The organism is Massilia sp. DD77 (assembly GCF_036961685.1).
In the GTDB taxonomy this organism is placed as follows: Bacteria; Pseudomonadota; Gammaproteobacteria; order Burkholderiales; family Burkholderiaceae_D; genus Telluria.
In genome coordinates this window covers 43724-67672 of record NZ_JBAMDH010000019.1, presented here as the reverse complement: position 1 = coordinate 67672, position 23949 = coordinate 43724, and the positions used below count along the sequence as shown (strand labels likewise).

Annotated in this window: 20 protein-coding genes; 8 read left to right on the top strand and 12 right to left on the bottom strand. The window is 70.0% G+C overall.

The window, feature by feature from the left end:
* Positions 1-154: 154 nt before the first annotated feature.
* The 3 genes from V7778_RS13240 (at position 155) to V7778_RS13230 (ending at position 2359) form a co-directional block, all read left to right on the top strand.
* Positions 155-835: a hypothetical protein gene (locus tag V7778_RS13240; protein WP_335555902.1), complete on the top strand. Its 681-nt coding sequence runs from the start codon at positions 155-157 to the stop codon at positions 833-835.
* 66 nt (positions 836-901) lie between these two features.
* On the top strand, positions 902-1027 hold the full coding sequence (locus tag V7778_RS13235; protein WP_335555901.1) for a hypothetical protein: 126 nt from the start codon (positions 902-904) through the stop codon (positions 1025-1027).
* Between the two features lie 84 nt (positions 1028-1111).
* Positions 1112-2359, top strand: a complete 1248-nt coding sequence (locus V7778_RS13230) for a DEAD/DEAH box helicase (protein ID WP_335555899.1) — start codon at positions 1112-1114, stop codon at positions 2357-2359.
* A 12-nt stretch (positions 2360-2371) separates the two neighbouring features.
* On the opposite strand, the gene V7778_RS13225 is transcribed toward V7778_RS13230, so the two are convergent.
* From V7778_RS13225 to V7778_RS13200, 6 genes are all read right to left on the bottom strand, one after another.
* On the bottom strand, positions 2372-3187 hold the full coding sequence (locus V7778_RS13225; RefSeq protein WP_442920723.1) for a DUF817 domain-containing protein: 816 nt from the start codon (positions 3185-3187) through the stop codon (positions 2372-2374).
* Between the two features lie 168 nt (positions 3188-3355).
* Positions 3356-6151 (bottom strand): bifunctional acetate--CoA ligase family protein/GNAT family N-acetyltransferase, encoded by a 2796-nt coding sequence (locus V7778_RS13220; protein ID WP_335555896.1) that lies wholly within the window; start codon positions 6149-6151, stop codon positions 3356-3358.
* Positions 6152-6231: 80 nt separating this feature from the next.
* Positions 6232-6633, bottom strand: coding sequence for a hypothetical protein (locus V7778_RS13215; RefSeq protein WP_335555895.1), 402 nt, complete (start codon positions 6631-6633; stop codon positions 6232-6234).
* Between the two features lie 137 nt (positions 6634-6770).
* Positions 6771-9530 carry an ATP-binding protein gene (locus V7778_RS13210; protein WP_335555893.1) on the bottom strand — a complete coding sequence of 920 codons (2760 nt, stop codon included), beginning with the start codon at positions 9528-9530 and terminating at the stop codon, positions 6771-6773.
* Between the two features lie 146 nt (positions 9531-9676).
* Positions 9677-12109 carry a heavy metal translocating P-type ATPase gene (locus tag V7778_RS13205; RefSeq protein ID WP_335555892.1) on the bottom strand — a complete coding sequence of 811 codons (2433 nt, stop codon included), beginning with the start codon at positions 12107-12109 and terminating at the stop codon, positions 9677-9679.
* 54 nt (positions 12110-12163) lie between these two features.
* Positions 12164-14086 (bottom strand): sensor domain-containing diguanylate cyclase, encoded by a 1923-nt coding sequence (locus V7778_RS13200; protein ID WP_335555890.1) that lies wholly within the window; start codon positions 14084-14086, stop codon positions 12164-12166.
* Between the two features lie 192 nt (positions 14087-14278).
* On the opposite strand from V7778_RS13200, the gene V7778_RS13195 reads away from it, so the two are divergent.
* Positions 14279-14794, top strand: a complete 516-nt coding sequence (locus V7778_RS13195; protein WP_335555888.1) for a nuclear transport factor 2 family protein — start codon at positions 14279-14281, stop codon at positions 14792-14794.
* A gap of 10 nt (positions 14795-14804) precedes the next feature.
* On the opposite strand, the gene V7778_RS13190 is transcribed toward V7778_RS13195, so the two are convergent.
* On the bottom strand, positions 14805-15236 hold the full coding sequence (locus V7778_RS13190) for a DoxX family protein (RefSeq protein WP_335555886.1): 432 nt from the start codon (positions 15234-15236) through the stop codon (positions 14805-14807).
* 176 nt (positions 15237-15412) lie between these two features.
* On the opposite strand from V7778_RS13190, the gene V7778_RS13185 reads away from it, so the two are divergent.
* The 4 genes from V7778_RS13185 (at position 15413) to V7778_RS13170 (ending at position 19081) form a co-directional block, all read left to right on the top strand.
* Entirely contained in the window at positions 15413-16702 is a 1290-nt protein-coding gene (locus V7778_RS13185; RefSeq protein ID WP_335555884.1) for an aspartyl/asparaginyl beta-hydroxylase domain-containing protein, read from the top strand.
* Between the two features lie 243 nt (positions 16703-16945).
* The gene (locus tag V7778_RS13180; RefSeq protein ID WP_335555883.1) at positions 16946-18364 is read left to right on the top strand and encodes a pilus assembly protein TadE; all 1419 of its coding nucleotides are present in this window, start codon (positions 16946-16948) and stop codon (positions 18362-18364) included.
* Entirely contained in the window at positions 18361-18483 is a 123-nt protein-coding gene (locus V7778_RS13175; RefSeq protein ID WP_335555881.1) for a hypothetical protein, read from the top strand. Before V7778_RS13180 ends, V7778_RS13175 begins: the two co-directional genes overlap by 4 nt.
* Entirely contained in the window at positions 18470-19081 is a 612-nt protein-coding gene (locus V7778_RS13170; RefSeq protein WP_335555879.1) for a TadE/TadG family type IV pilus assembly protein, read from the top strand. Before V7778_RS13175 ends, V7778_RS13170 begins: the two co-directional genes overlap by 14 nt.
* Before the next feature lie 360 nt (positions 19082-19441).
* Here V7778_RS13170 and V7778_RS13165 read toward each other — a convergent pair whose 3' ends face one another.
* Genes V7778_RS13165 through V7778_RS13145 form a run of 5 tightly spaced genes read right to left on the bottom strand, consistent with a single transcriptional unit; the run spans position 19442 to position 23948 of the window.
* Entirely contained in the window at positions 19442-19975 is a 534-nt protein-coding gene (locus tag V7778_RS13165) for a hydrogenase maturation protease (protein WP_335555878.1), read from the bottom strand.
* Positions 19933-21231, bottom strand: coding sequence for a Ni/Fe hydrogenase subunit alpha (locus V7778_RS13160; protein WP_335555876.1), 1299 nt, complete (start codon positions 21229-21231; stop codon positions 19933-19935). The genes V7778_RS13165 and V7778_RS13160 overlap by 43 nt, the downstream gene beginning before the upstream one ends.
* Positions 21224-22003, bottom strand: coding sequence for a sulfhydrogenase subunit delta (locus V7778_RS13155; RefSeq protein ID WP_335555874.1), 780 nt, complete (start codon positions 22001-22003; stop codon positions 21224-21226). Before V7778_RS13155 ends, V7778_RS13160 begins: the two co-directional genes overlap by 8 nt.
* Positions 22003-22833, bottom strand: a complete 831-nt coding sequence (locus tag V7778_RS13150; protein WP_335555873.1) for an FAD/NAD(P)-binding protein — start codon at positions 22831-22833, stop codon at positions 22003-22005. Before V7778_RS13150 ends, V7778_RS13155 begins: the two co-directional genes overlap by 1 nt.
* Positions 22830-23948, bottom strand: coding sequence for a 4Fe-4S dicluster domain-containing protein (locus V7778_RS13145; protein ID WP_335555871.1), 1119 nt, complete (start codon positions 23946-23948; stop codon positions 22830-22832). Before V7778_RS13145 ends, V7778_RS13150 begins: the two co-directional genes overlap by 4 nt.
* Between the last annotated feature and the right edge of the window lies 1 nt (position 23949).

Below are 23949 nucleotides of genomic sequence, written 5' to 3'. Positions count from 1 at the left end.
GTGACATTATGCGACGGAGACGGGTATGGGCCGACGAAACCGGACCGCCGGAGGACAAAAAAAGCGCCGGACCGGCGGACAGGCGCGGCGGCGCCGTCGCGCGGGCCGGGCGCAGCGGCTACAATGCCGGGCTTCAGACCACGAAAGGCCACCCATGTCGCTCAACAAGACCGTCCGCGCCGTCCTCGGCTGCGCCGCCCTGCTCACCGCTGCCTGCGCCCATGCCCAGGTCGGCGTCACCCTCGATGCCGGCACCACCGGCGCCGGCGTCCACCTGGTGGTGCCGATGGAGACCACCCTCAACGGCCGCTTCGGCATCAACTACTTCAAGCACGACTTCGAGAAGCGCTCGGGCTTGATCGACTACCAGCTCGACGGCAAGCTGCAGACCATCGACGCCCTGTTCGACTGGTACCTGCGTCCGGGCAGCCCGTTCCGCGTGACCGGCGGCGTGATCTATAACGGCACCCGCTTCGACGCCGTCGGCAGCGCCGACCGCGCTGGCAAGTTCCGCATCAACGGCAAGGAATACTCGGCCGCCGACGTCGGCGTCCTGAAGGGCACCGTCAATTTCCGCAAGGCCGCGCCCTATCTCGGCGTCGGCTGGGGCAATGCGCTCAGCCAGGACAAGCGCCTGAACTTCAGCGCCGACCTGGGCGCCATCTACCAGGGCGAGGCCCACGTCAATCTGGTCAGCATCGGCTGCACCACCAGCCGCACCGTCTGCACCGCCCTGGCCAACGACGTCTCGGTGGAAGAGCTGCGCCTGGCCGAGGACGTGTCGGACTACAAGTTCTATCCGGTCCTGCGCGCCAGCATCTCCTACCGCTTCTGAATCGATTTTTTCATGCATACCTGTGGCGAAAGCGTATGATGGAGCCATTCCCCGGAGGGCTCCACCATGCAACCTCGCCATGTCCTGAGCGCCGCGCTGGCCATTGTCTGCCTGACCCTGGCCGGCTGCCGCGAGCATAACGAGCCCGTCAAGCCGATCGCCGACTTGTCGGTCGTGATCGCCCTGCGCTGAATCCCGGCCCGGCAAACGTCGCGTTGCCGGGCGCGGCAGGGTAAACTACGGCTTGTTCATTTTTCAGCCGCAAGGTTTCCCTCCATGTCGTTCGCATCCCTGGGCCTGATCGACCAGATCCTCGCCACCCTCGACACCCTCGCCTACCACACCCCCACCGCCGTCCAGCAGCAGGCCATTCCCGCCGTGCTGGCCGGAAAGGACGTGATGGCGGCCGCCCAGACCGGCACCGGCAAGACCGCCGGCTTCACCCTGCCACTGCTGCAGCGCCTGGTCAAGAGTTCGGGCACCGTGTCCAGCAACGCCGCGCGCGCCCTGATCCTGGTGCCGACCCGCGAACTGGCCGAGCAGGTGCACGAAAGCGTGCGCACCTATGCGCAAGGCCTGGAGCTGCGCTCGCTGGCCGCCTACGGCGGGGTCAGCATCAACCCGCAGATGATGGCGCTGCGCAAGGGCATCGACGTGCTGGTGGCGACCCCGGGCCGCCTGCTCGACCTGCACCGCCAGAACGCGGTGCGCTTCAACGAAGTCAAGGTGCTGGTGCTCGACGAGGCCGACCGCATGCTCGACCTCGGCTTTTCCAAGGAGCTCGACCAGCTGTTCGCGGTCCTGCCCAAGAAGCGCCAGACCCTGCTGTTCTCGGCCACCTTCTCGGATCCGATCCGGGCCATGGCCAACCGCCTGCTGCGCGAGCCGGTGCGCATCGAGGCCACGCCGCGCAACACCACCGTCAGCGCCGTCGCCCAGTGGCTGGTGCCGGTCGACAAGAAGCGCAAGGCCGAACTCTTCATCCACCTGCTCAAGCAGCATGCCTGGCCCCAGGTGCTGGCCTTCGCCAAGACCCGCAAGGGCGTGGACGAGCTGGTCGGCCTGCTGCATGCCAAGCGCATCGACGCCGACGCGATCCACGGCGACAAGCCGCAGCCGGCGCGCCTGCGCGCGCTGGAGCGCTTCAAGGCCGGCGAAGTCAGGGTGCTGGTGGCGACCGACGTCGCCGCGCGCGGCCTCGACATCGACGACTTGCCGGCCGTGGTCAATGTCGACCTGCCGATCGTGGCCGAAGACTATGTCCACCGCACCGGCCGCACCGGCCGCGCCGGCGCCTCGGGCGAAGCGGTGTCGCTGGTGTGCGCCGACGAGGTCGAGCAGCTGGCCGCGATCGAGCTGCTCACGGGACAGCTGATCAAGCGGGTCGAGGAACCAGGCTTCGCGCCCGACCACCGGGTGCCCGAGACGGCCGCCGGCGGCCAGATCGTCAAGAAACCCAAGAAGCCGAAGAAACCCAAGGGCGACGCGCGCGTGGTCAGCGAGGACGTGCGCTTCCGCAGGTGACCCGCGCCGGCTTCACGCCTCAGGCACGTGGATCTTTTCCTTGATGTGCTTGAGGCTGGCCACGATGGTGAAGGTCATGATCACCAGCAGCGACCACGAGCTCCACTTGCTCAGGTGGACCACCGACCAGGCGCCCAGCTGGTTCGGGTAGCGCCACACGCCCCAGAAGGTGCCGATATTCTCGGCCAGCCAGATGAAGAAGCCGATCAGCACGAAGGCCAGCAGCAGCGGCATCTGGCGGTTGCGGTCCAGGGGCCGGAAGGTGACCATGGTGCGCGAGTACAGGCCCAGGGCGCAGGCGGCCAGGTACCAGCGGTAGTCGCCGATATAGTGGTGGGTGAAGAAGTTGGCGTAGATCAGGATCGCGATGGTCGCCGCCATCCAGTACGGCGGGTGGTGGCGCACGCGCAGGTCGAGCAGGCGCCAGGACTGGATCATGTAGCTGCCGATGGTCGCGTACATGAAGCCGGAGAACAGCGGCACGCCGAAGATCTTGGTGTAGGCGAAGTCGGGATAGCTCCAGGACTGGATGCTGGACGAGACCTTGAAGGCTTCCAGCGCGAAGCCGACCAGGTGGAACAGGCAGACGGCCTTGAGCTCGTCCCAGGTTTCCAGCTTGGCCCAGACCATCCACAGCTGCAGACCGATGGCCACGATCAGGAGCACGTCGTAGCGCGGGATGCCGAGCACGCCGGCGCGCGGCGTGAGCAGCATGGCGAACAGGAACAGGCCGACGAACAGGCAGGCGCGCGCTTCCTTGATGCCGAAATAGAGGAACTCGACGGCCCAGCGGCGCAGGCTTTCGATCCGCCGCGGGCGGCTGTCCATCAGGTAGTTGTCGATCGCGGTGAGCATGGGGCATCCTGTTGTCGTACGGGAGCTAGGATAGCATCCAAACCATAGGCGCTGAAACAACCGCAGGCCGCAAAACCGTCGTCCCGGCGAAAGCCGGGGCGACGGTCTCACTGCTGGTGGGCGAACGCACTCTGAGCCTTCCTAACGCAGCACCAGCCGCATCTGCCTGATCCCCTCCTCCCCGATCTTCACCTCGAACCCCAGCTTCTTCACCATCCCGACGATGCGCGCGTTCTGCGGCAGCGCCTCGCCCACGATCTCGCGGGTGCCGCGCGCGCGGCAGTAGGCGATCAGCTTTTCCATCATGATGCGGCCCAGCCCCATGCCCTTCAGGTCCGAGCGGACGGTCACCGCGAACTCGGCGCTGACGTTGTCCGGATCGGCCACCACCCGCCCCACCGCCAGGGTCTCGGCCACGCCCTCGGCGTTCGGCCGCGTGGCGATAAAGGCCATCTCGCGGTCGTAGTCGATCTGGGTGAAGCGCGCCAGCTGCGACGGCTGGAGCTCGCGGATGCGCACGAACATGCGGTAGCGGATGTCGTCGGGGGTCAAGGCGTCGAAGAAGGCCAGGTGGGCGGGACCGTCCTCCGGGCGGATCGGCCGCAGCAGCAGGCGCCCGCCCTGCCACTCTATCGTCTCCTCCAGCTCGCGCGGATAAGGCCGGATCGCCAGCCGGTCCAGGGTGCTGCCGGAGCGGTCGGCCATGGCCAGGCGCATGCGCGCGTCCAGCACCACCGCGCCCTTGCTGTCGGCCACCAGGGGATTGATGTCCAGCTCGACGATCTCGGGAATGTCCGAGACCAGGCGCGAGACCTGGATCAGGGCCGCCAGGATGGCGTCCAGGTTGGCCGGCGGGCGGTTGCGGTAGCCGGCCAGCAGGCGCGCCACCCGCGTGCGGTCGACCAGGTCGCGCGCCAGCACCAGGTTCAGGGGCGGCAGGCCGACCGAATGGTCGTCGGTCACTTCCACCGCCACACCGCCCTGCCCGAACACGATCACCGGGCCGAACACGGGGTCGAGGGCCGCGCCCACGATCAGTTCGTGCGCGTGCGAGCGGCGGCACATGGCCTGTACCGCATAGCCTTCGAAGCGCGCCCGCGGGAAGACCTCGCCCAGCCGGCGCCGCATGCGCTGGGCGGCGGCGCGCACGGCGTCCTCCGAGTCGAGGTCGAGCACCACGCCGCCGAAATCGGACTTGTGCATCACGTCGGGGGTGAGGATCTTGAGCGCCACCGGAAAACCGAGGGCGCGCGCCGAAGCGGCCGCCTCGTCGGCGTCGCGCGCGGAGCGGGTCTCGACCAGCGCCATGCCGTAGGCCCGCAGGATGGCCTTGGTCTCGGGGTCGGACAGCAGGTAGCGCCCGGCGGCGATGGCCTCGCGCACCAGGGCGCGCGCCGCGCCCCGGTCCGGCGCCACGGTGCCGGTCATCGAAGGCGGCACCTGCATCAGGAGGTTCTGGTTGCGGCGGTAGTTCACCAGCTGCAGGAAGCCGCCGACGGCGTCCTCGGGGGTGCGGTAGGCCGGCATGCGGGCGCCGGCCGCGATGGCGCGCGCCTCCGCCACCGAGGCCCCGCCCAGCCAGCACGAGAGCACCGTGCGCGAGGCGCCGCGCGCCACCGAGGCGATGGCTTCGGCCACGTCGCGGCTGTCGGCGGTCGCGGTGGGCGAATGGATCACCAGTACCGCATCGGCCTGCGGGTCCTGCAGCAGGATCTCGAGGGCTTGCCGGTAGCGCTCGGGCGGCGCGCCGCCTGACAGGTTCACCGGATTGCCGCCGCCCCAGCCCGGGGGCAGCAGCGCATCGAGCCGCGCCAGCGTCTCCGGCGCCAGGCTGGCGGCCACGCCTTCGCCGTAGTCCAGCGCGTCCAGCGCCAGCACGCCCGGGCCTTCGCCGTTGCTGAGGATGGCCAGGCGCTCCCCATGCAGGGGCCGGGCATAGGCCAGGGTCTCGACCGCCGCGAACAGCTGTTCGGTGGTGTACACGCGCAGCATGCCCGCGCGGCGGATGGCGGCGCCGAACACCTCGTCCGCATTGGCCAGCGCCGCGCTTTCGCTGGCTGCGGGGATGGCCGCAGGGATGGCCGCCCGCGGGGCCGCACGCGCATTCTCGCGGCGCGCCTTCAGCACCAGCACCGGCTTGCTGCGCGCCGCCGCCCGCGCGGCCGACATGAACTTGCGCGCATAGCGCAGGTCCTCGACATACAGCAGGATGGCGGAGGTCGCGCCGTCGCTGGCCAGGTAGTCGAGCGTGTCGCCCAGGTCGACGTCGCTCGAGTCGCCCAGGGACACGAAGCTCGAGAACCCGATGCCGCGCGTACGCGCCCAGTCCAGCACCCCGGTCATGAGCGAACCGGATTGCGACACGAAGGCGATGCGCCCGGGCAGCGCGCCGCTGTGGGCCACGCTGGCATTCAGGCCGAGACCCGGAATCAGGAGGCCGGCGCTGTCCGGTCCCAGCAGGCGCAGCAGATAGGGATGCGCGGCGTCGAGGCTGGCCTGGCGCAGGCTGCGGCCGCGCGCCTCCTTGCGCCCGGCCGCCGGCGGCGTGCTGAGGACCACGGCGGCGCGCGTGCCCAGCTCGCCGAGCTGGCGCACCAGCTGGGGAATGGTACCCGGCGGCGTGCAGATCACGGCCAGGTCCGGCGCCTCGGGCAGCTCGCCGACCGTGGCGTAGCAGCGCCGCCCGGCCAGTTGCTCGTACTTGGGGTTGACCGCGTAGAGCTGGCCGCGAAAGCCGCCTTCCTGCAGGTTGCGCAGCAGGGTCGCGCCCAGGCTGCCGGGGCGCTCCGAGGCCCCCACCAGCACGACCGAGCGCGGCGCGAACAGGCGGCCCAGGTTGCGGACGCTCATCTGGCAGGAGCGCCCGGGATGGCGGGGCAAGGCGGGGCCGGCGGCATGGACGCTCCTTTTCTGGATGGCGAGAACTGCAGCAAGCATAGCGCCCCTGCGCGCGGCGGCGCGCACACGATCGGCGGATGCGTGGCGGATGAGTGGCGGATGGGCGGCGGCAGGCCGGCTCAGCGGACCGACAGGCGGCGGTCGCGCAGGGCGTCGGTGAGCGGCAGCTCGCGCAGCGCGGGCGCCCGTGCCAGCAATTCGCGCATCAGGCCATCGGCCAGCAAGGGCGCGTGGAGGCGCACGGTGGCCGCGTCGAGGCCGGCGTCCTCGACATAGGCGCGCAGGATCAGGGCTTCGGGCAAGTCGCGCACGGCGATCGTGGCGAGGGCGCTCCCGGAGGAAGGCGGCGCGGCGGAAAAGAAGCGTAGGCGGAACTGGCGGTCGAGCAGGATCGTCCCGTTCAGGAAGCGGTCGATGCCGATGTCGGACAAGACCTGCTGGGACACTTCCGCGGCGCGTCCGGCCACCTCTTGCCGGGTCTTGCGGCGGCGCGGCGCGAACAGGCGGGTCAGCAATTCCACGGCGGGCTTCCTGGAGGTTGGTCTGCTGGGGATGCTAGCAGCAGCTTGGCAAACATGCAATCATCCGGCCCGCATGCCGCACGCCGTGTTGCGGGCGCGCCGCACTCCTCCCGCCTTCGCTCCTGAGCCGCCATCCCTCAGTTGCCATCGGTGCGGGCATGGGCGCATGCATGGCGCAGCAGCCCGAGCAGTTCCTGCGGCGCCACCGGCTTGGTCAGGTGCTCGTTGAAACCCGCCTCGAACGAGGCCAGGCGGTCTTCCTGGCGCCCGCGGCCGGTGACCGCCAGCAGGAAGGGACGCGGGACGCGGCGCGACAGCACCTGGGCCACTTCCAGCCCGCTCATCTCGGGCATGCCCAGGTCCAGCACCACGATCGCGGCAGGGCGTGCGTTGAACAGGCGCAGGGCCTGGGCGCCGTCGTGCGCCACCTCGACACTCGCGCCTTCCGAGCGCAGCAGCCAGGCCAGCGATTCGGCGGCGTCGACGTTGTCGTCGGCGATCAGGATGTCACAGGCCATGGTCCCCTCCCCATCCGCGTCCTGCTGCTCGCTGGCGGGGGCTTGCGCGCTGGTGTCGAGCGGCAGCAGCACGGTGAAGCGCGAACCTTTCCCCGCGCCCTCGCTGGCGGCGGCAATGCTGCCGCCATGCAGCTCGACCAGGCCCTTGGCCAGCGACAGGCCGATTCCCAGGCCGCCCTGGGCCAGGTGGCTGGCGCTGGCGACCTGCACGAAGGGGTCGAACACGCGCTCGATCACGTCCGGCTCCAGCCCCACGCCGTTGTCGCGTACCGTCACCTGGGCCATGCCGTCCACCGCCTTGAGCCCGAGCTCGATCCAGCCGCAGGGCGGCGTGTACTTCGCCGCGTTGTTGATCAGGTTGGCCAGCACCTGGGTCAGGCGCAGCGCATCGGCGTCGACCCATTGCGGCTCCGCGCACAGGTCGAGCAGCACCTGGTGGCGCCCGGCCTCGATCAGGGGCATGCTGGTCTGCAGGGTATCGCGGATCAGGCGTCCGAGCTCCACCCGTGCGCGCCGCAGCTCGATCTTGCCGCGGCCGATGCGCGACACGTCCAGCAGGTCGTCCAGCAGGCGCGACATCTGCTCCGTCTGGCGGCTGACCATGGCCGCGATCCATTCGATGCGGTCGGGCGGCAGCTGCTTGCTGCGCAGGAGCGACGCGGCGTTGGCGATCGGCGCCAGCGGATTGCGCAGTTCGTGCGCCAGGGTCGCGATGTAGACGTCCTTGCGCTTGTCGGCGTCCTTGAGCGCGTCCATCGCCTGTTCGCGCTCGCTCACGTCGAGCACCAGCGAGAAGCCGGTGACGATCTCGCCGTGCTCATCGTGCAGGACCGAGTTGTACCATTCGCAGCACAGGGTGCGGCCGTCGCGGGTCCGGTTGCGGTTGTTCGACTTGACGTACTTGGTGGCCGAGTCGCACAGGCGCCGCACCACCGCCGAGACACGCTCGGCGTCGTCCGCGTGCACGATGGGCAGCGCGTCGATGCGCTTGCCGAGGGCTTCCTCGGCGCTCCAGCCGAACAGCTCCTCGGCGCGCCGGTTCCACAGCGTGATGGCGAACTCGCGGTTCCACTCGATCACGGCGAGCGGCGTGTTCTCGATCAGGTAGCGGGTCTGGTCGAGGGCCCGGCCCAGGGCCGCACTGGCCTCGGTACGCTCGGTGATGTCGTCCAGTACCACCACCGCCGCCGCCAGTTCGGCCGCGCCGTCGCGCAGCGGCGCTCCGCTCACCGCGTATACCCGGCGCCCGGCCTGGTGCGTGGTCTCCAGCACCGCGTCGTGGAAACCCTGGCCCGCGATGGCGCGCCGCACCGGCTCGCCGATCAGCGCCAGCATGGTGGCCGGCCCTTGGCTCTCGTCGGCGCCGGCCGGCAGGAAATGCCGGACCATGCCCAGCGCCCGGTCGTTGGCCATCACGCAGCCGCCGTCCCGGTCGACGATCAGGACCCCGTCCGGCAGCTGGCGCAGCACCGTGCCGAGCAGGCTTTGCCACTGGGCGCGGGCGCGGGTGTCGACCATTTCGTGGAAAGTGGCGTGCAGGCGCGCATGCAGCGCGATGTTGTCGATCGCCAGCGCGCCCAGCACGAACAGCGAAGCCGCCAGGCCGTACAGCCGGCCCGCGTAGAAACCCAGGTCGTAGCGCGCGCCGTTGAGCAGGCAGGACATCGCCACTTCGAACACCCAGGCCGCCATCGCGACCGTCAGCCAGACGTCGAGCACGCTGCGCGGCCGCTTGCGCGCCGTGGTCCACAGGGTCCACAGCGACAGCCCCAGGATGGCGGCGCTGAGCCAGCGGTAGAGCGGCAGGTAGCGCGGGCCGTCCATCAGGGGCGGCAGGTAGGACGCGCCCGAGGTCGACACCAGCAGCAGGAAGGCGACGAACAGCGCCGTCAGCAAGCCGCCCAGGCGCATGAAGTGGCCCGGCAGCGGACTGCGGTAGGGAATGGTGTAGCCGAGCACGAACAGCGGATACAGCAGGTGCCAGGCAATCGTGAGCCAGGGCGCGGTCTGGCTGTTCGCTCCCAGCACGCCCTCGTCGGAGAACAGGCCGGGGAAGGTCAGCATGTGGGCCACCGCGATCAGCGCGGTGAACAGGTAGCCCAGGGTCAGGATCCCGAGCGCCAGCGAGCGCCCGGTATGCAGGTGGCCGAGCAGCAGGATGCCGGTGATCAGGTTGCTGGCCACCAGCACCGACTGGTACATCGGGATGAACTCGGGCGCCACCGGCAGGGCCACGCGGGCCGCCGGAGCCAGCACGGCGAACAGCAAGGCCAGGACGACGAGCACGCCGACGACGTTGCGCAACTGGGAAGCGGTAGGCGGGTGTTTCGCCAGGTCGGTCGGTTCTGCCAGCACACCGTGTCCCATTGGTCGTCCCATGAAGCCGCCGGGGGCAAGTCGGAGAAATCCGGCGGAAAACGTGTCGGTTCAGCGCATCATACGGTCCTGCCTTGTCCAATTTCCAACAAAATATAACGTAATAGATACCAACGGTACAGGTTTTTTAACCTGGTATCGCTATCGCATCAGGCGCTCGAACGCGCGCTGACGGGATAGCCGGCGGCGTCGATGGCGGCGGCGATGCGTTCGAGCTCGGCCCGGCTGTCGATGCGTACCCTCTTGCTTGGCAGGTCGATGGCGACCTTCGCGTCCCCGTCGACCTCCTGCACCGACTTGGTGACCCGTCCCACGCAATGCCCGCAGCTCATGCCCTCCACGGTCAGTTCATACATCGTGCTTCCTCCTGGTTGATGGGGCGCGGTGGCCCCGTTGACGATCATCGGATTGGCCGGCGCGGCCGGCGCCCAGCGCCGCAGCAGCAGCGCGTTGGCGACCACGCTGACCGAGCTGAGGGCCATGGCGGCGCCGGCCAATACGGGATTGAGCAGGCCGAGGGCGGCCAGCGGCACCCCGACCAGGTTGTACACAAAGGCCCAGCCCAGGTTCTGGCGGATCTTGCGGTAGGTGCGCTGCGACACCGCGATGGCATCCGGCACCAGGCCGGGATCGCCGCGCATCAGGGTCAGGCCGGCCGTCTGCATGGCCACCTCGGTGCCGCCGGCCATGGCCATGCCGACGTCGGCGGCGGCCAGCGCCGGCGCATCGTTGATGCCGTCGCCCACCATGGCGACCTTGCGGCCTTCCCGGCGCAGCTGCTCCACCACGCGCGCCTTGTCCTCCGGCAGGACCTCGGCATGGAAGCGCGCGATGCCCAGCTGCGCCGCCACCGCCCGCGCCGCGCCGTGGTTATCGCCGGTCAGCATCACCGGCTCCACGCCCATGGCCCGCAGGCGCGCCACCGCCGCCTGTGCGCCCGGCTTGAGGCGGTCGCCGAAGGCCAGCAGCCCCTTGACCCGCACCGTCCCGGCGCGCCGCACCACGAGCCAGGACACGGTGCGGCCGGCGCTTTCGTGCGCCTGCCCCGCCGCCGTATCGGCAGCCACGCCCAGTTCCTCCAGCATGCGGCGGTTGCCCAGGAAGACGGTCGCGCCATCGACCTCGGCGCGCACGCCCCGTCCCGGCAACGCCGCCGCCTCGAAGGCCGGCGCGGGCGCCAGCCCACGCGCCTGCCCCGCTTCGGCCACGGCGCGCGCCAGCGGGTGGGCGCTGTACTGCTGCACGGCCCAGGCCAGGCGCAGCAACCCGGGCTCGTCGTCGCCGTCGAGGGCGACCAGGGCGGGCTTGCCCTCGGTCAGGGTGCCGGTCTTGTCGAATACCACCACGTCCACCCCGTGGGCCGTCTCCAGCGCTTCGGCGTCCTTGATCAGGATGCCGTGGCGCGCCGCGGCGCCGGTGCCGACCATGATCGCGGTCGGCGTGGCCAGGCCCAGGGCGCAGGGGCAGGCGATCACCAGCACCGCCACCGCGTTCAGCAGCGCCGTTTGCCAGTCGCCGGCGGCCAGGCCCCAGCCGAGGAGGGTCAGCAGCGAAACCAGCAGCACGACCGGCACGAACACTGCGCTGACCCGGTCGACCAGGCGCTGGATCGGCGCCTTCACGGCCTGCGCATCCTCGACCATGCGGATGATCCGCGACAGCGTCGATGCCGCGCCCACGGCCGTGGCGCGCACCAGCAGCAGGCCTTCGCCATTGACGGCGCCGCCGGTCGCCTTGTCGCCCGCCCGCTTGGCGACCGGCAGGCTTTCCCCGGTCAGGAGCGATTCGTCCAGGTGGCTGGCGCCTTCGATCACGTCGCCGTCGGCCGGCACCCGTTCGCCCGGCAGCACCACCATCAGCTCGCCCGCGGCCAGTTCCGCCAGCGGCACCCGCACGTCGCGGCCGCCGCGGCGCACCAGGGCGTCGCTGCTGCGCAGGGCTTCCAGGGCCTCGATCGCCTGCACCGTCTGGCGCTTGGCCCGGCCTTCCAGCCACTTGCCCAGCAAGACCAGGGTGATCACCACCGCCGAGGATTCGAAATACAGATGGGCATGGCCGCCATGCGCCAGCAGCAGGTAGAGCGAAAGACCGTAGGCCGCGCTGGTGCCGAGCGCCACCAGCAGGTCCATGTTGCCGCTGGAGGCGCGCAAGGCTTTCCAGCCGGCGCGGTAGAAACGCGCGCCGAGCCAGAACTGCACCGGGGTCGCCAGCAGCAGCTGCAGCCAGCCGGGCAGCATCCATTCGAGGCCGAAGGGCTGGGCCAGCATCGGCGCCGCCAGCGGCGCGCTCAGCAGCGCGGCGGCCGCCGCCGGCCACCAGGACGGCGCTGCGCCCCGCGGTGCCGGAGCGGGCGCGCCGGCCGCTTCCTCCAGCGCTTCGTAGCCGGCCGCCCGCACGGCCCGGGACAGGTCGGCGGGCGAGGCCGCGCCGCGCACGCTGGCCTTCTCGGTTGCCAGGTTGACGCTGGCCCGCTCGACGCCCGGCACCGCCAGCAGCGCCTTTTCGACGCGGGCGACGCAGGAGGCGCAGGTCATGCCGCCGATGCGCAGGGTGGTCTCACGGCTGGAATGGGTGCTGTCCATATGCTTGCTCCTCGATCACATAGGGACAGCATAATCCTTCCCACGATGGGAAGGTCAAGCGCTGCCGGAAGCCGGGAGCTCGGGCCGGATGCACCCGCGCCCTGCCCGCTTGGCCTCGTACATGCGCTGGTCGGCCTCGCGGATCAGCGCATCGGGACTCAGGCCGGCGCCGGGCGGACACAGGGCGATGCCGATGCTGGCGCCCACCTGCACCTGCGTGCTCCACAGGGCCGCCGGCTGCGCGATCGACGCGATCAGCTTGGCGCCGACGCGGTGGGCGTCGCCCCAGGTGTCGCCCAGGTCTTCCAGCAGCACGGTGAATTCGTCGCCCGCCAGGCGGAACACGCTGTCGGTCTTGCGCACCGCGGCGCGCAGGCGGTCGGCCAGGATGCGCAGCAGCGCATCGCCGGCGTCGTGCCCGAACTCGTCGTTGACGGCCTTGAAGCCGTCCAGGTCGACGAACAGCAGGCCCATGGTGCGTCCGCTGCGTCCCGCGCGCGACTGCACCACGGGCAGCGCTTCCATCAGGGCGCGCCGGTTCGGCAAACCGGTCAGCGCATCGTGCCGGCTTTCGTATTCGCGCCGCGCCTCGGCTTCCTTGCGCTCGGTGATATCGTGCAAGAAGGCGCTGAACAGCGGCTCGCCGTCGATGTCGAGCGCGCGGATGCGCAGTTCGATCATCAGGCGGCTGCCGTCGCGCCGCATGGCGGGCAGCTCCAGGCGCCGGTCGACCACGCTCGCCACCCCGGTCTTCAGGTAGCGCCGCATGCCGGCCTGGTGCGCTCCCGCCAGTTCGGGTGGAATGATCAGGCATTCGAGGGTGGTCCCGAGCGCCTCTTCCGCGCTCCAGCCGAAGGTTTCCTCGGCCTGGCGGTTCCAGGCCGTCACCAGGCCGTGCCGGTCGAGGCTGATGTAGGCGTCGTTGGCGTTCTCGATCACGGTGCGCAGCTGCACTTCGCGTGCGCGCAACTCCTGCTCGGCCTGGCGCTGGCGGCCGATCGCTTCCTGCAGCTCGCGCGTGCGCTCCTCGACCCGCCGCTCGAGGCCGGCGTTCAGCTCGGCCAGCTCTTCCTCGGCGCGCTTCTGCGCATCGATGTCCTTGACCACGGCCACGTTGTACTCGTGCTCGCCGTCGGGCCCGAGCTTGCGCGAGACGTCGACCTGGACCCAGACCAGACTGCCGTCCTTGCGCACATAGCGCTTCTGGCGGGTGAAACGCTCGATCTCGCCGGCATGCAGGCGGCGGATCAGCTCGGCGTCTTCGGCGCGGTCGGGCGGATAGGTCACTTCCGGGAAGCGGATGCCCAGCAGCTCCTGTTCGCCGTAGCCCAGGATCTGGCACAGTGCCGGGTTGACGCTGACCCAGGTGCCGTCAGGCAGCACCAGGGCGATGCCGACCACGGCGGCGTCGAACACCGAGCGGAAGCGCGCCTCGCTGGCGCCCAGCACCGCCCCGGTGCGTTCCAGCTGGGCGCGCGCCACCGCCAGCCGCTCGCGGTAGCGGATTTCCTCGGTGATGATCGCGGCCAGGTCGCTGAGTACGGCCTGGTCTTGCTCGCTCAGCTCGCGCGGACGGGTATCGATCGCGCACAGGGTGCCGATCGCCAGGCCGGCGCTGGTGCGGATCGGTACGCCCGCATAGAAGCGGATGTTGGGCGCACCCGTGACCAGGGGATTGCTGCGGAAGCGCTCGTCCTCGGTGGCGTCCTTCACCACCATCGGCGGCCCCTGGCAGATCGCGTGGGCGCAGAAGGCGTGTTCGCGTGGGGTTTCGGCCACGTCCAGCCCGGCCCGCGACTTGAACCACTGGCGCTCGGCGTCGACCAGCGAGAACAGCGCGATCGGCACCTCCAGCAGCTGGCTGGCGAGGCGGGTGACGCGGTCGAACAGGGGTTCGGACGGCGTGTCGAGCAGGGACAGCGCATGCAGCAGCGCCAGGCGTTCGGCTTCATCGGAAGGCAAAGGAGCTGCGGGCATGTCCTCGTCTCGCTGGATGGTTCGAAGGGGGCCGGACGGAGCGCGGCCACTGCACGAGTCAAACTGTAGCAGATGTTCCCGGCACGTCCAGACACTGGATGGCGCCCAATTGTGACGCAGGATGCAATTTTTCGTTACAATCTTACCCTAAAGAATTTATATACTAGAGGAACAAGGACTATTTCCGACCCCATGCGCCATCTCCCGCTGTTCATCCTCGCCGCCACCCTCTTCTCCAGCCCCGCTGGCGCGTACGACGCTGCCCAGGCCGGCACCGGCGCCACCGCCGTTCCGGCGGAAAGCGCCGTGCGCGAGGCCGAGCGCCGGCGCGCGGCGGCGGTGGCCAGCCGCGACATCGGCATCCTGCGCACCCTGATCGGCGGCGAGTACTACCACGTCGAGAGCAACGGCCGGGCGCGTACCAAGACCGAATTCCTGCAAGCGCTCGCGCGCGACGAGTTCAAGCTGTCGGCCTATGGCATCGACGACATGGAGATCACGGTGATCGGCAGCGGCCGGGCCGCGCTCGTGACCGGGCGCTTCCACGCCAGGATGCAGACGACCGACGCCGTGCGCCAGTTCCGCGGGCGCTACGTGCGGGTCTGGACCCTGCATTCCGAAGGCTGGCGCAACACCCTGCACCAGAGCACCGAGATCCGGCCGGCCGGAACGCCCGCGCCGGGTGCGCGCCCGCTGCCTCTGCAGTAAGACGCGACGCTCAGGTACCGGGCCGGCGGCGCGCCTGCAGGTCGAGCCAGGCCACCAGGAGGAAGGCGCCAGCCAGGCCGAGGTGTTCGAAGAAGCCGTTCTCCGCCATCCTGCGCGCCGGACCCGCGAGCTCCCACCAGCGGTTGGCGACGCCGTTCGCGGCCAGGGTGAACAGCGCCAGCCAGGCCGCCCCGGCCCAGCGCCACCATCCACCCACCACCAGCACCGAGGCTCCCAGTTCGCCCGCGATAGCCAGCAGCGCCAGCGGCGCCGGCGGACGCAGCCCGAACTGCGCCATCTCCGCCACTGCGGCCGGAAAATCGAGCGCCTTCTCGAGGCCGCCCTGCAGGTAGGCTGCGCACAGCAGCAGCAGGCATAGCCGGACGACCAGCGTGGTGCCGGCCGGTCGGGCTTGCAGGAAAATCCGTTGCGGGACCGTCATGGTGTCATCCATTGTGAAGTGAGCCGCGCACATGATAGGGGCTTGCGCGCGCACCGGAAAGACACGAAGGTGGGAGTCTCGCCCACCCGAAAGCCTATCCCGCCGTAAATATAACTTGCCAATATGCATACGTATGTACAAAATCCACGGTACATACTTATCACTGGCAGGGACTTATGCAGACGGCGGACATCAAGGAGATCGCGGCGCTCGAACAGCAGGCGCTGCAGGCGGACGCGCGCGGCGACACGCGGCGCGCCGTGCAATGCTGGGAGGCGTTGCTGGCGCGCGCGCCGGACCATCCGCGCGCCCTGCGTTCGCTCTCGCACGAGGCCTTCAGCGCCGGACGCCTGGACCGGGCGCGCGCGCTGCTGCAGCGCCTGGTCGACGTCGACGGCCGCGACAAACAGCAATGGCTCAACCTGTCCGTGGTCTGCCTGGCGCAGAAGGACGAGGACGGCGAGGAAGCGGCCCTGCGCGGCGCGCTCACGGTCGATCCCTACGACCTGGTGGCGCTGGTGCTGCGCAGCCGCCTGTACATCCGCCAGGGCAGGCGCCAGGCGGCGGCCGGCGCCTGCGCTGCGGTGGCGGCGGTGGCGCCGCCCCTGCACACCCTGCCGCCGGACCTGCAGCCGGTGGTGCGCGAAGCGCTCGACTGGCACGAGGCCTACAACCGCGAATTCGGCGCCCACCTGGACAGCTTCCTGGCGCCCTACCTGCGCGAGCTGCAAGGAGAAAACCTCGCGCGCTTCCGCGAGTCGGTCGACATCATGACCGGCCGCAAGCGGCGCTATGATTCCCAGCCCGCCCTGTTCCACTACCAGGGCCTGCTTCCGACCAGCTTTTTCGCGCGCAGCGAGTTTCCCTGGCTGGATGCGCTGGAGGCGTCGACCGGCGACATCCGCGAGGAATTCCTCGCCGTGCTGGCGGCGGAGCAAGGCTTCACGCCCTACATCGACTATTCCGAAGACCAGCCGCTCAACCAGTGGGCCGAGCTGAACAAGTCGCTGAGCTGGAGCGCCTTCCGCCTGATCGACAACGGCGCGCCGGTCGAAGACAATGCCGCCCGTTGCCCGCGCACCATGGCCGCCCTGCGTGGCGCGCCCCAGCCGGACCAGCCGGGACGCACGCCGAGCGCCATGTTCTCGGTACTCAAGCCGAAGACCCGGATTCCGCCGCATACGGGCGTGAGCAATGTCCGCCTGGTGACCCACCTGCCCCTGATCGTGCCGCCGGGCTGCGGCTTCCGTGTCGGCAACGACACGCGCGAATGGGAGGTGGGCAAGGCCTGGGTCTTCGACGACACCATCGAACACGAGGCGTGGAACGACAGCGAGCAGCTGCGCGTGGTGCTGATCTTCGACGTCTGGCACCCGCAACTGTCGCAGGCGGAGCGCGCGATGATCACGGCGATGACGGCCGGGATCAACCAGTTCACCCAGGCCGCGGGCGGGTTCGCACTCTAGCCCGGCGCACCGGCCAGGGCGCCGTGACGGCCAGCCGCGCTTGGCTGCGCCGAGGCGCTCGTCGCATTGTTAGTAATCAAGGTCTCCCCTACACCTTTTCCTAGAATGGCCCAAGCCGGCTTCGACTCCGGCCCAGCCGACAGGACGAGGAGGGAAGCAAGAATGCGGGTTGATGCAAGGTGGAGCGCGCCCTCCGGACAGCGCGCACGGCCAATGCTCCCGCCGCGCAGGCGGGAGCGGGGGGTGTTCGCGATCATGGCCGTGCCCGCCGTTATCGTGATGCTGGGGGTGTGCGGCCTGGCGATCGACCTGGGCCTGGTCTACAACAGGAAGGCCGAACTGCACGGCCTGGCCAAAACCGTGGCGCTGGCCGCGGCCCGCGAATTGAACGGAACGCCGGCCGGCATCACCGCCGCGCTTGCCAAGGGCGGCGACGCCGCGCGCCGCATCAAGTTCAAGTACGGGGTCGCGGTGCCCTGGACCGACGAAGCGATCAAGTTCGGCAGCTCGCCGTCCGCCGACGGCGGCTGGGTGGACGCGGCCAGCGCAAGGGGTAACCCCGCGGCCCGTTTCTATGTGAAGGTCGACACCTCGGTGCTGAACGTGGATCTCGGCGCCATCCAGGCCATCTTCATGCCCATCGTGACCGGCTCCGACGCGCCGCTCGTCATCAGCGAGGTCGCGATCGCAGGCCGCTCGGCCATCAACGTGGATCCGCTCGCCATTTGCGCGATGTCCCCGCTGCCGGGCGCGGCCCGCGCCAACACCACCAGCTCGGACGAACTGGTGGAATACGGATTCCGGCGCGGCGTCACCTACGACCTGATGCAGTTGAACCCGAACGGCATCTCGCCCGTGCATTACGTGGTCGATCCGGTCGCGCCACCAGGGGGGCTGGGCGCGGCCGGCAATACCAGCGCCACCACGGTGTCGCCCTTCGTGTGCGCCGGTCGCATGTGGATCCCGCGGGTCACCGGCGGCCCGATCCGGGTAAGCTCGCCTTTCCCGATCGGCTCGCTGTACCGCCAGCTCAACGCGCGCTTCGACCAGTACGAAGGCGGCGTGTGCGATCCTGGCGGCGCGCCCCCGGACTTCAACGTCAAGGCCTATACCCATGATGCGGGTAACGGGGTTACGTGGATGACTCCACGGCCGGCCGTCAACAGCGCAGCGGGCCACGCGGACGGCAACCGCCTGCGGACGATCGCCGACCCGGCCTCGCCCCCATCGGGCGTCGACGCCACCATGTACGGGCCGCTGTGGGCCTATGCGCGCGCCGTCAAGTTCTCGGGCTTTACGGAAGGCGTGCCCGAACCGGCCGACGGCTATCCAAGGTTCGCGCCGTCGGACTGGCCCAAGCTCTACCCTTCCGGCCCTGCCGCGACGAGTTTCCCGACCAAGACGCCTTACTTCTCGACGGTCGGCAATCACTACCGGGCACCCTCGGGCGAGCACCTTCCCACCGCCCGCATCAACCGGCGCCTGCTGCACGTGCCCCTGCTCAGCTGCCCGGTCGCCCCGGGCACCAACGTGGGCGCCACCGCCGTGGCGATCGGCAAATTCTTCATGACCGCGCCGGCGACTTCGACCAGTGTGTTCGCGGAGTTCGCCGGCATCGCGCACGAATCCACGGTTCCCGGCCAAGTCGTCCTCTACCCATGAACATCTCCCATTCCAGGGCGCCCCGGCAACGGGGCGCCGCCGCTGCCGGTTCGGCCGGCGCCGGCCGCTACGGCATTCCGACCAACATGAGCGACGAGGTGCACGATGCCCGGGGCTGACAGGAAAGCGCGGGCCTGGCGGCCCAGGAACCGCGAGTCGGGCGTGGCCGCGATCGAGGTCGCCCTGCTCGCGGGGGTCTTCCTGCTGTTCGTGTTTGGCGTGATCGAGATCGCACGCATGATGTACATCGTGAATACCCTCCAGGAGTCGACCCGCCGGGCCGCCGCCGCCGCGTCCCTGGTCAGCCACCGCGACACGGGCGCCCTCGACCGCATTCGCCAACAGGCCGTGTTCCGCGATTCGCCCGGCAACCTGATCTTCGGCGCGCCTGTCACCGACCGCAATATCCGCATCGATTATCTGGCGCTGGCCTCGCGTGGCGGCTCGGCGCCGGTGCTCAGCCCGATTCCCACCGCCTCGCTGCCCACCTGCCCGCGCGAGAACCGCAGGATATGCCTGTTGAATCCGCATGCCGCCAACTGCATCCGCTTCGTGCGGGTGCGGGTGTGCGAGAACAATGAGGAGGACGCATGCCACCCGGTCGAGTACCTGTCGATGATGCCCTTCCTCGCACTGCCGGTCGGCCTGCCCAGGGCAACCACGATCACCATGGTGGAGTCGCTGGGTTCGCAACCTGAAGGGACGCCCTGCCTGTAGAAGTGGATTGCGCTCCCGGGGAAGTCTATGCTGCGAACCGCCCCGGCTTTCGTGAAGGCCGGTGAGTGCGGGTCAGGCCGGATAGTCCGACTGCTCGGACGGGCGTTTCGGCAGGCGCGCGGCTCGACCTGGCCGGATTCGTGCTCGCCGATTCAGTCCGCCGGCCCGCCGGGGCCAATGCCGCCATGCAGGCCGGGCCCACGCGCAAGGTCGAGCTCGGCGAACCGGTCCCGGTGCTGCCGTTCTACGCCACGGCGGCCAGCGACCGCGAGGAGCGCCCCCGGTTTCGCGCGACACCTATGGGCAGGATCAGCGGCTCGTGGAGGTGCCACAGGCACGCTGAGAGCTCCGTACACTCCCTCAAGGACGGCGGCGTGCGGTGCCCAGCAGCGCTCGCAGGTCCCGGTTCAGCCGGCGCAACAAGCCCGGCATCGCGCTACACAGGGCAGCGTCCGGCGCGGTCCCCGGCGCAACGAGTGGCGCCTCCACGCCATACAGCAGCAGGACTGGAGGCAGCAGGCCGAGTACCCGGCCAAGGGCCAGGGCCTGCGCCACGTCCATCCCGTGGCTCGACAGGCCGCCCTGGTCCGCCGCCAGTTCGTGCACGGCCAGCTTGCGCACCGTCCCGGCCGCCGCTCCGCTCCGCATCGCGTCGACCAGGACGACGGCCGGCAGGCCGCGCACCAGCGCCAGCAGGTCACCGGGCTGCTCGCAGCGGCAGGTTTCCACCATCCCGTCCGGAAAACGCCGTGGCAATCCACTCGACGCGAGCGCCTCGACGGCATCCCAGCCGATGCGATCGTCGCCGCACCATGAACCGATGCCGATGATGCGCACCCGGGCGAGCCGCGCTACAGGCGCCGGAGGGCGAGTTTCAGGAAGTGGGTGGCGCATGAGATGCAGGGGTCGTAGTTGCGGATCACGGTCTCGCCCAAATGGCGCAGTTCGTCTTCGCCGCGCTCGAGACCGAACTCCTCCAGCGCCTGGCGCAGGTCCTGCTCGATGCGCGCCTGGTTCTGGCTCGTCGGCGGAACGATGCGCGCCGCCTCGATCAGCCCTCCGGCGCCGGCCTGGTAGCGGTGCCAGAGGATGCCGCGCGGCGCCTCCGTGCAGGCGATTCCGACGCCCGCATGCGGCACGATGTCGGCATGGGGCGTCGGTGGGACGGTGTAGGCGTCGAGCAGGCGCACCGCCTCCAGCAGCGCGCAGTACACTTCCGCGGCGCGCGCCACGATGCCGTGAAACAGGTTGGCGCTGGGGAAGCTTACGCCGGCCGCCGCCAGGGCCGCGCGCACTGGCGCCGGCAGCAGGTCGTGGTTCAGGTTGAGGCGGGCCAGCGGACCGACCAGGTAGGCCTGGCCATGCAGCAGGCTGTACAGGGCGGTCGAGTGCGGCACCTGGTGTTCCGCGAAATGGGCCTCGAACTCCGTCGCCGCGATGTCGAGCCCCTGGTCGGACACGATGCGGCCTTCATTCATGGGGTACTCCCGCCCTGAGCGCAGCGCCACGCTGGCGAACTGCTGGCGGCCGGCCGGCAGCGGCAGCGACGCGGTCCAGGCCAGCAGCGCCTCGGCGTCGGGCAGCGCGGCGCGCAGGCGCAGGCACAGGGCCGCGACGGTTTCCTCGGCCGGCGCATGGTGGAAGCCGCCGACGCGCACGCCCACCGGATGCACCGAGCGCGCGCCGAACAGCCGGATCAGGTCGTTGCCCAGGGCCTGCAGCGCCAGTCCGCGCCTGACCTCGGCCGGATGGCGTTGCGCCAGCTCGATCACGCTGCCGCAGCCCAGGAAATCCGGCGCCGCCAGCAGGTGAATGTGCAGGCAGTGACTTTCGATCCATTCTCCACAATACATGACGCGCCGCATCGCCCTCACCCACGGGCCCGGATCGATCCCGAACAGGCTTTCGAGGGCATGGACCGCGCTCATCTGGTAGGCGACGGGACAGATGCCGCAAATGCGCGCCACCATGTCCGGTACCTCGTGATAGGCGCGCCCTTCCAGGAATTTCTCGAACAGGCGCGGCGGCTCGTAGATGCGCAGCCGCAGGCCGGCAATGCGGCCGTCGGCGATATCCACCTCCAGCGCCCCTTCGCCTTCGACCCGGGCCAGGACCGGCACCCGGATGCGGATCTCGCGCGCTTCACTCATTTTCTCCTCCGCTCGCCTCGATCCCCGCCTTGCGGAAGGCCGGCGCGCCATTGTTGATGAACAGGTAGCGCCGCGCCACTTCTTCCCTGACCAACCCGAGTCCTTCCAGCCAGTGCGACAGCGAGCGGGTGTTGAGGTTCTCGGCCGGACCATAGCAGCCGTAGCAATCGCGCCCGAAGGACGGACACAGGGCGCCGCAACCGGTGCGGGTGACCGGTCCCATGCAGGGCATCCCCTTGGCCACCATCACGCAGACGTTCTGGCGCCGCTTGCATTCGAGGCAGACCTTGTCCTCTTCTTCCGGCGGCAGCACGCCGGACAGCAGGGCGCGCAGGGCGCCCAGCACCTGCCTGCCGTTCACCGGGCAGCCCCACAGTTCGAGGTCGACTTGGACATGGCGCGCGATCGGGGTCGAGGTGGCAAGCGAATCGATGTATTCAGGACTGGCGTACACCGCCTTGAGCCAGGCCTTGGCGTCGGCCATGCCGCGCAGCGCCTGCACGCCGCCTGCCGTGGCGCAGGCCCCGATCGTGACCAGCCAGGTGGCGCCGGCGCGGACCCGGCGGATGCGCTCCAGGTCGTGGGCGGTGCCGATGCTGCCCTCCACGAAGGCGACGTCGACATGCTCGTCCCCGGCCAACGGGCCCGCTTCCGCGAAATGCACGATGTCGACCAGCTGCGCGAGCTCGAGCAGGGTCTCGCCCAGGTTGAGGAAGGCCAGCTGGCAGCCGTCGCAGGAGCTGAACTTGTGCACCGCGATGCGTGGTTTCATCAGAATCCCCTGACGTCGAACAAGGCCTTCACCTCGGGGTAGGCGTAGACGGGCCCCTGGCGGCAGACGAAGGAGGCGCCGTACTGGCAATGGCCGCAGTGCCCCACGGCGCACTGCATGTTGCGCTCCATGCTGAGGTAGATGCCGTCCTCCCGGATGCCGCGCCGCCGCAGTTCCGGAATGCTCGCGCGCATCATGCCTTCCGGTCCGCACATCATGACCAGGGTGCGTCCGGGATCGATGCACGCATCGTCGAAGACCTCGGTGACCAGGCCCACGTGCCAAGGCCAGAGCGGACCGCCGCGGTCGGCCGACAGCAGGACCTGGGTGTCCGGCTGGCCGGCCCAGCGGGCGTAGCGCTCGCGCCAGAGCAGGTCCTCGGCGTGCTTGACGCCCTGGATGACGACCAGCCTGCCGAAGGCGGACCGGCGCAGGAGGATGTACTCGATCACCGACACCACCGGCGCGCAACCCAGCCCCCCGGTCAGCACCAGGACGTCGCGGCCGGCGGCCTGGTCCAGTGGCCAGCCCCGTCCGTAGGGCCCGCGCAGGCCGATGCGCTGGCCGGCCTGCAGCCGGGCCATGCCGTCCGTCACCCGCCCGACGCCGCGGATGGTATGCATCAGGTGTTCCGGGTCATCGGGGTCGGAGACGATGGAAATGGGCACCTCGCCCACGCCGTACAGGTAGAGCATGTTGAATTGCCCGGGCGCGAAACGGTAGGCGCTGCGCGTTGCCGGGTCGCACAGGCGCAGCCGCAGGGTGAACACGGAGGGGGATTCCTGGATCCGCTCGACGATGTCGGCTTCGGCCGGCAGATAGGGATTCATGGCCCGTCTCCGCAAATCGCACCCGCCTCCTCGGTGATGTCGATCCCGACCGGGCACCAGGCAATGCAGCGCCCGCAGCCGACACAGCCGCTGCGTCCGAACTGGTCGTGCCAGCTGCCGAGCTTATGGGTCAGCCACTGGCGGTAGCGGGTGCGGGTATCGGGCCGCACCGTCAGGCCGTGCAGGTAGCTGTGGCCGCGGGTAAAGCAGGAGTCCCACTCGCGCGCATGCTCGGACTCGCCGCCGTCGATGCGCTGCCGTTCCGGTTCGCTGTGGCAGAAGCAGGTTGGGCAGACCGAGGTGCAGTTCCCGCAGGACAGGCAACGGTCCGCGACCTCGTCCCAGCGCGGGTGCTCCAGATTCGCGAACAGGGCGTCGCGCAAGTTGCGCCCCGGAAGACGGCGCGTCATCGCGCTTGCGGCATCGGCGCTCTGGCGCCGCGCCTCGGCGGCTTGTGCCGAAGTGGCCGTGTCCAGCGCCAGCGCCGCCAGGACGGCCTCGCCGCGCTCTCCGCCGGCCTGGGCCAGGAAGCCGTCGTCCCTTTCGTCCAGCACGATATCGTAGCCCTGCTCCGCCCGCGGGCCGTCGCCGGTCGACGCGCAGAAGCAGGTGGCGGCGGGATGGCTGCAGTTGACCGCCACCAGGAACAGGCCCTCGCGGCGCCTGGCATAGAAAGGATCGGGGACTGCCCCGTGCGCGCCCTGCAGGAAATGCTGGTCCTGGATCGCCAGCGCCGCCAGGTCGCAGGCGCGCACGCCGAATACCGCCAGCGGCCGGGTGGCCGGCAGCGCGCTGTCGAAGTCGATGCCGCCGTCGGGCCGGCGCCGCGCACGCCACAAGACTTCGGTGGGTGCGAACAGGAGCGGCTTCAGGGCCTGCGGGCCATTGGCCCAGGCAAAGGCGCGCGGGCTGGCGGTCCGCGTCAGGCGGTAGCTGCCCGCCTCCTGCGTGTCGCGCACGCCTGCCGGCAGCTCCGCAGCCTGTGTCAAGGGACCATACACGATGGCGCCTTCTCTTTCCCTGGGGCCGATGCAGCGGAAACCGGCGCCGGCCAGGGCATCGATCAGGTCCTGCAGCCGCGCGCGCGGCAGGAAGCGTTGCAGGGGCATGTCCATG

Coding starts and splice junctions, on each gene's coding strand:
- V7778_RS13230 (WP_335555899.1), top strand. CDS start 1,112: ATGTCGTTCGCATCCCTGGGCCTGATCGACCAGATCCTCGCCACCCTC.
- V7778_RS13155 (WP_335555874.1), bottom strand. CDS start 22,003: ATGAAACCACGCATCGCGGTGCACAAGTTCAGCTCCTGCGACGGCTGC.
- V7778_RS13185 (WP_335555884.1), top strand. CDS start 15,413: ATGCAGACGGCGGACATCAAGGAGATCGCGGCGCTCGAACAGCAGGCG.
- V7778_RS13210 (WP_335555893.1), bottom strand. CDS start 9,530: ATGGGACGACCAATGGGACACGGTGTGCTGGCAGAACCGACCGACCTG.
- V7778_RS13195 (WP_335555888.1), top strand. CDS start 14,279: ATGCGCCATCTCCCGCTGTTCATCCTCGCCGCCACCCTCTTCTCCAGC.
- V7778_RS13175 (WP_335555881.1), top strand. CDS start 18,361: ATGAACATCTCCCATTCCAGGGCGCCCCGGCAACGGGGCGCCGCCGCT.
- V7778_RS13150 (WP_335555873.1), bottom strand. CDS start 22,833: ATGAATCCCTATCTGCCGGCCGAAGCCGACATCGTCGAGCGGATCCAG.
- V7778_RS13145 (WP_335555871.1), bottom strand. CDS start 23,948: ATGGACATGCCCCTGCAACGCTTCCTGCCGCGCGCGCGGCTGCAGGAC.
- V7778_RS13160 (WP_335555876.1), bottom strand. CDS start 21,231: ATGAGTGAAGCGCGCGAGATCCGCATCCGGGTGCCGGTCCTGGCCCGG.
- V7778_RS13205 (WP_335555892.1), bottom strand. CDS start 12,109: ATGGACAGCACCCATTCCAGCCGTGAGACCACCCTGCGCATCGGCGGC.
- V7778_RS13220 (WP_335555896.1), bottom strand. CDS start 6,151: ATGCTTGCTGCAGTTCTCGCCATCCAGAAAAGGAGCGTCCATGCCGCC.
- V7778_RS13200 (WP_335555890.1), bottom strand. CDS start 14,086: ATGCCCGCAGCTCCTTTGCCTTCCGATGAAGCCGAACGCCTGGCGCTG.
- V7778_RS13240 (WP_335555902.1), top strand. CDS start 155: ATGTCGCTCAACAAGACCGTCCGCGCCGTCCTCGGCTGCGCCGCCCTG.
- V7778_RS13170 (WP_335555879.1), top strand. CDS start 18,470: ATGCCCGGGGCTGACAGGAAAGCGCGGGCCTGGCGGCCCAGGAACCGC.
- V7778_RS13235 (WP_335555901.1), top strand. CDS start 902: ATGCAACCTCGCCATGTCCTGAGCGCCGCGCTGGCCATTGTCTGCCTG.
- V7778_RS13165 (WP_335555878.1), bottom strand. CDS start 19,975: ATGCGCCACCCACTTCCTGAAACTCGCCCTCCGGCGCCTGTAGCGCGG.
- V7778_RS13225 (WP_442920723.1), bottom strand. CDS start 3,187: ATGGACAGCCGCCCGCGGCGGATCGAAAGCCTGCGCCGCTGGGCCGTC.
- V7778_RS13190 (WP_335555886.1), bottom strand. CDS start 15,236: ATGACGGTCCCGCAACGGATTTTCCTGCAAGCCCGACCGGCCGGCACC.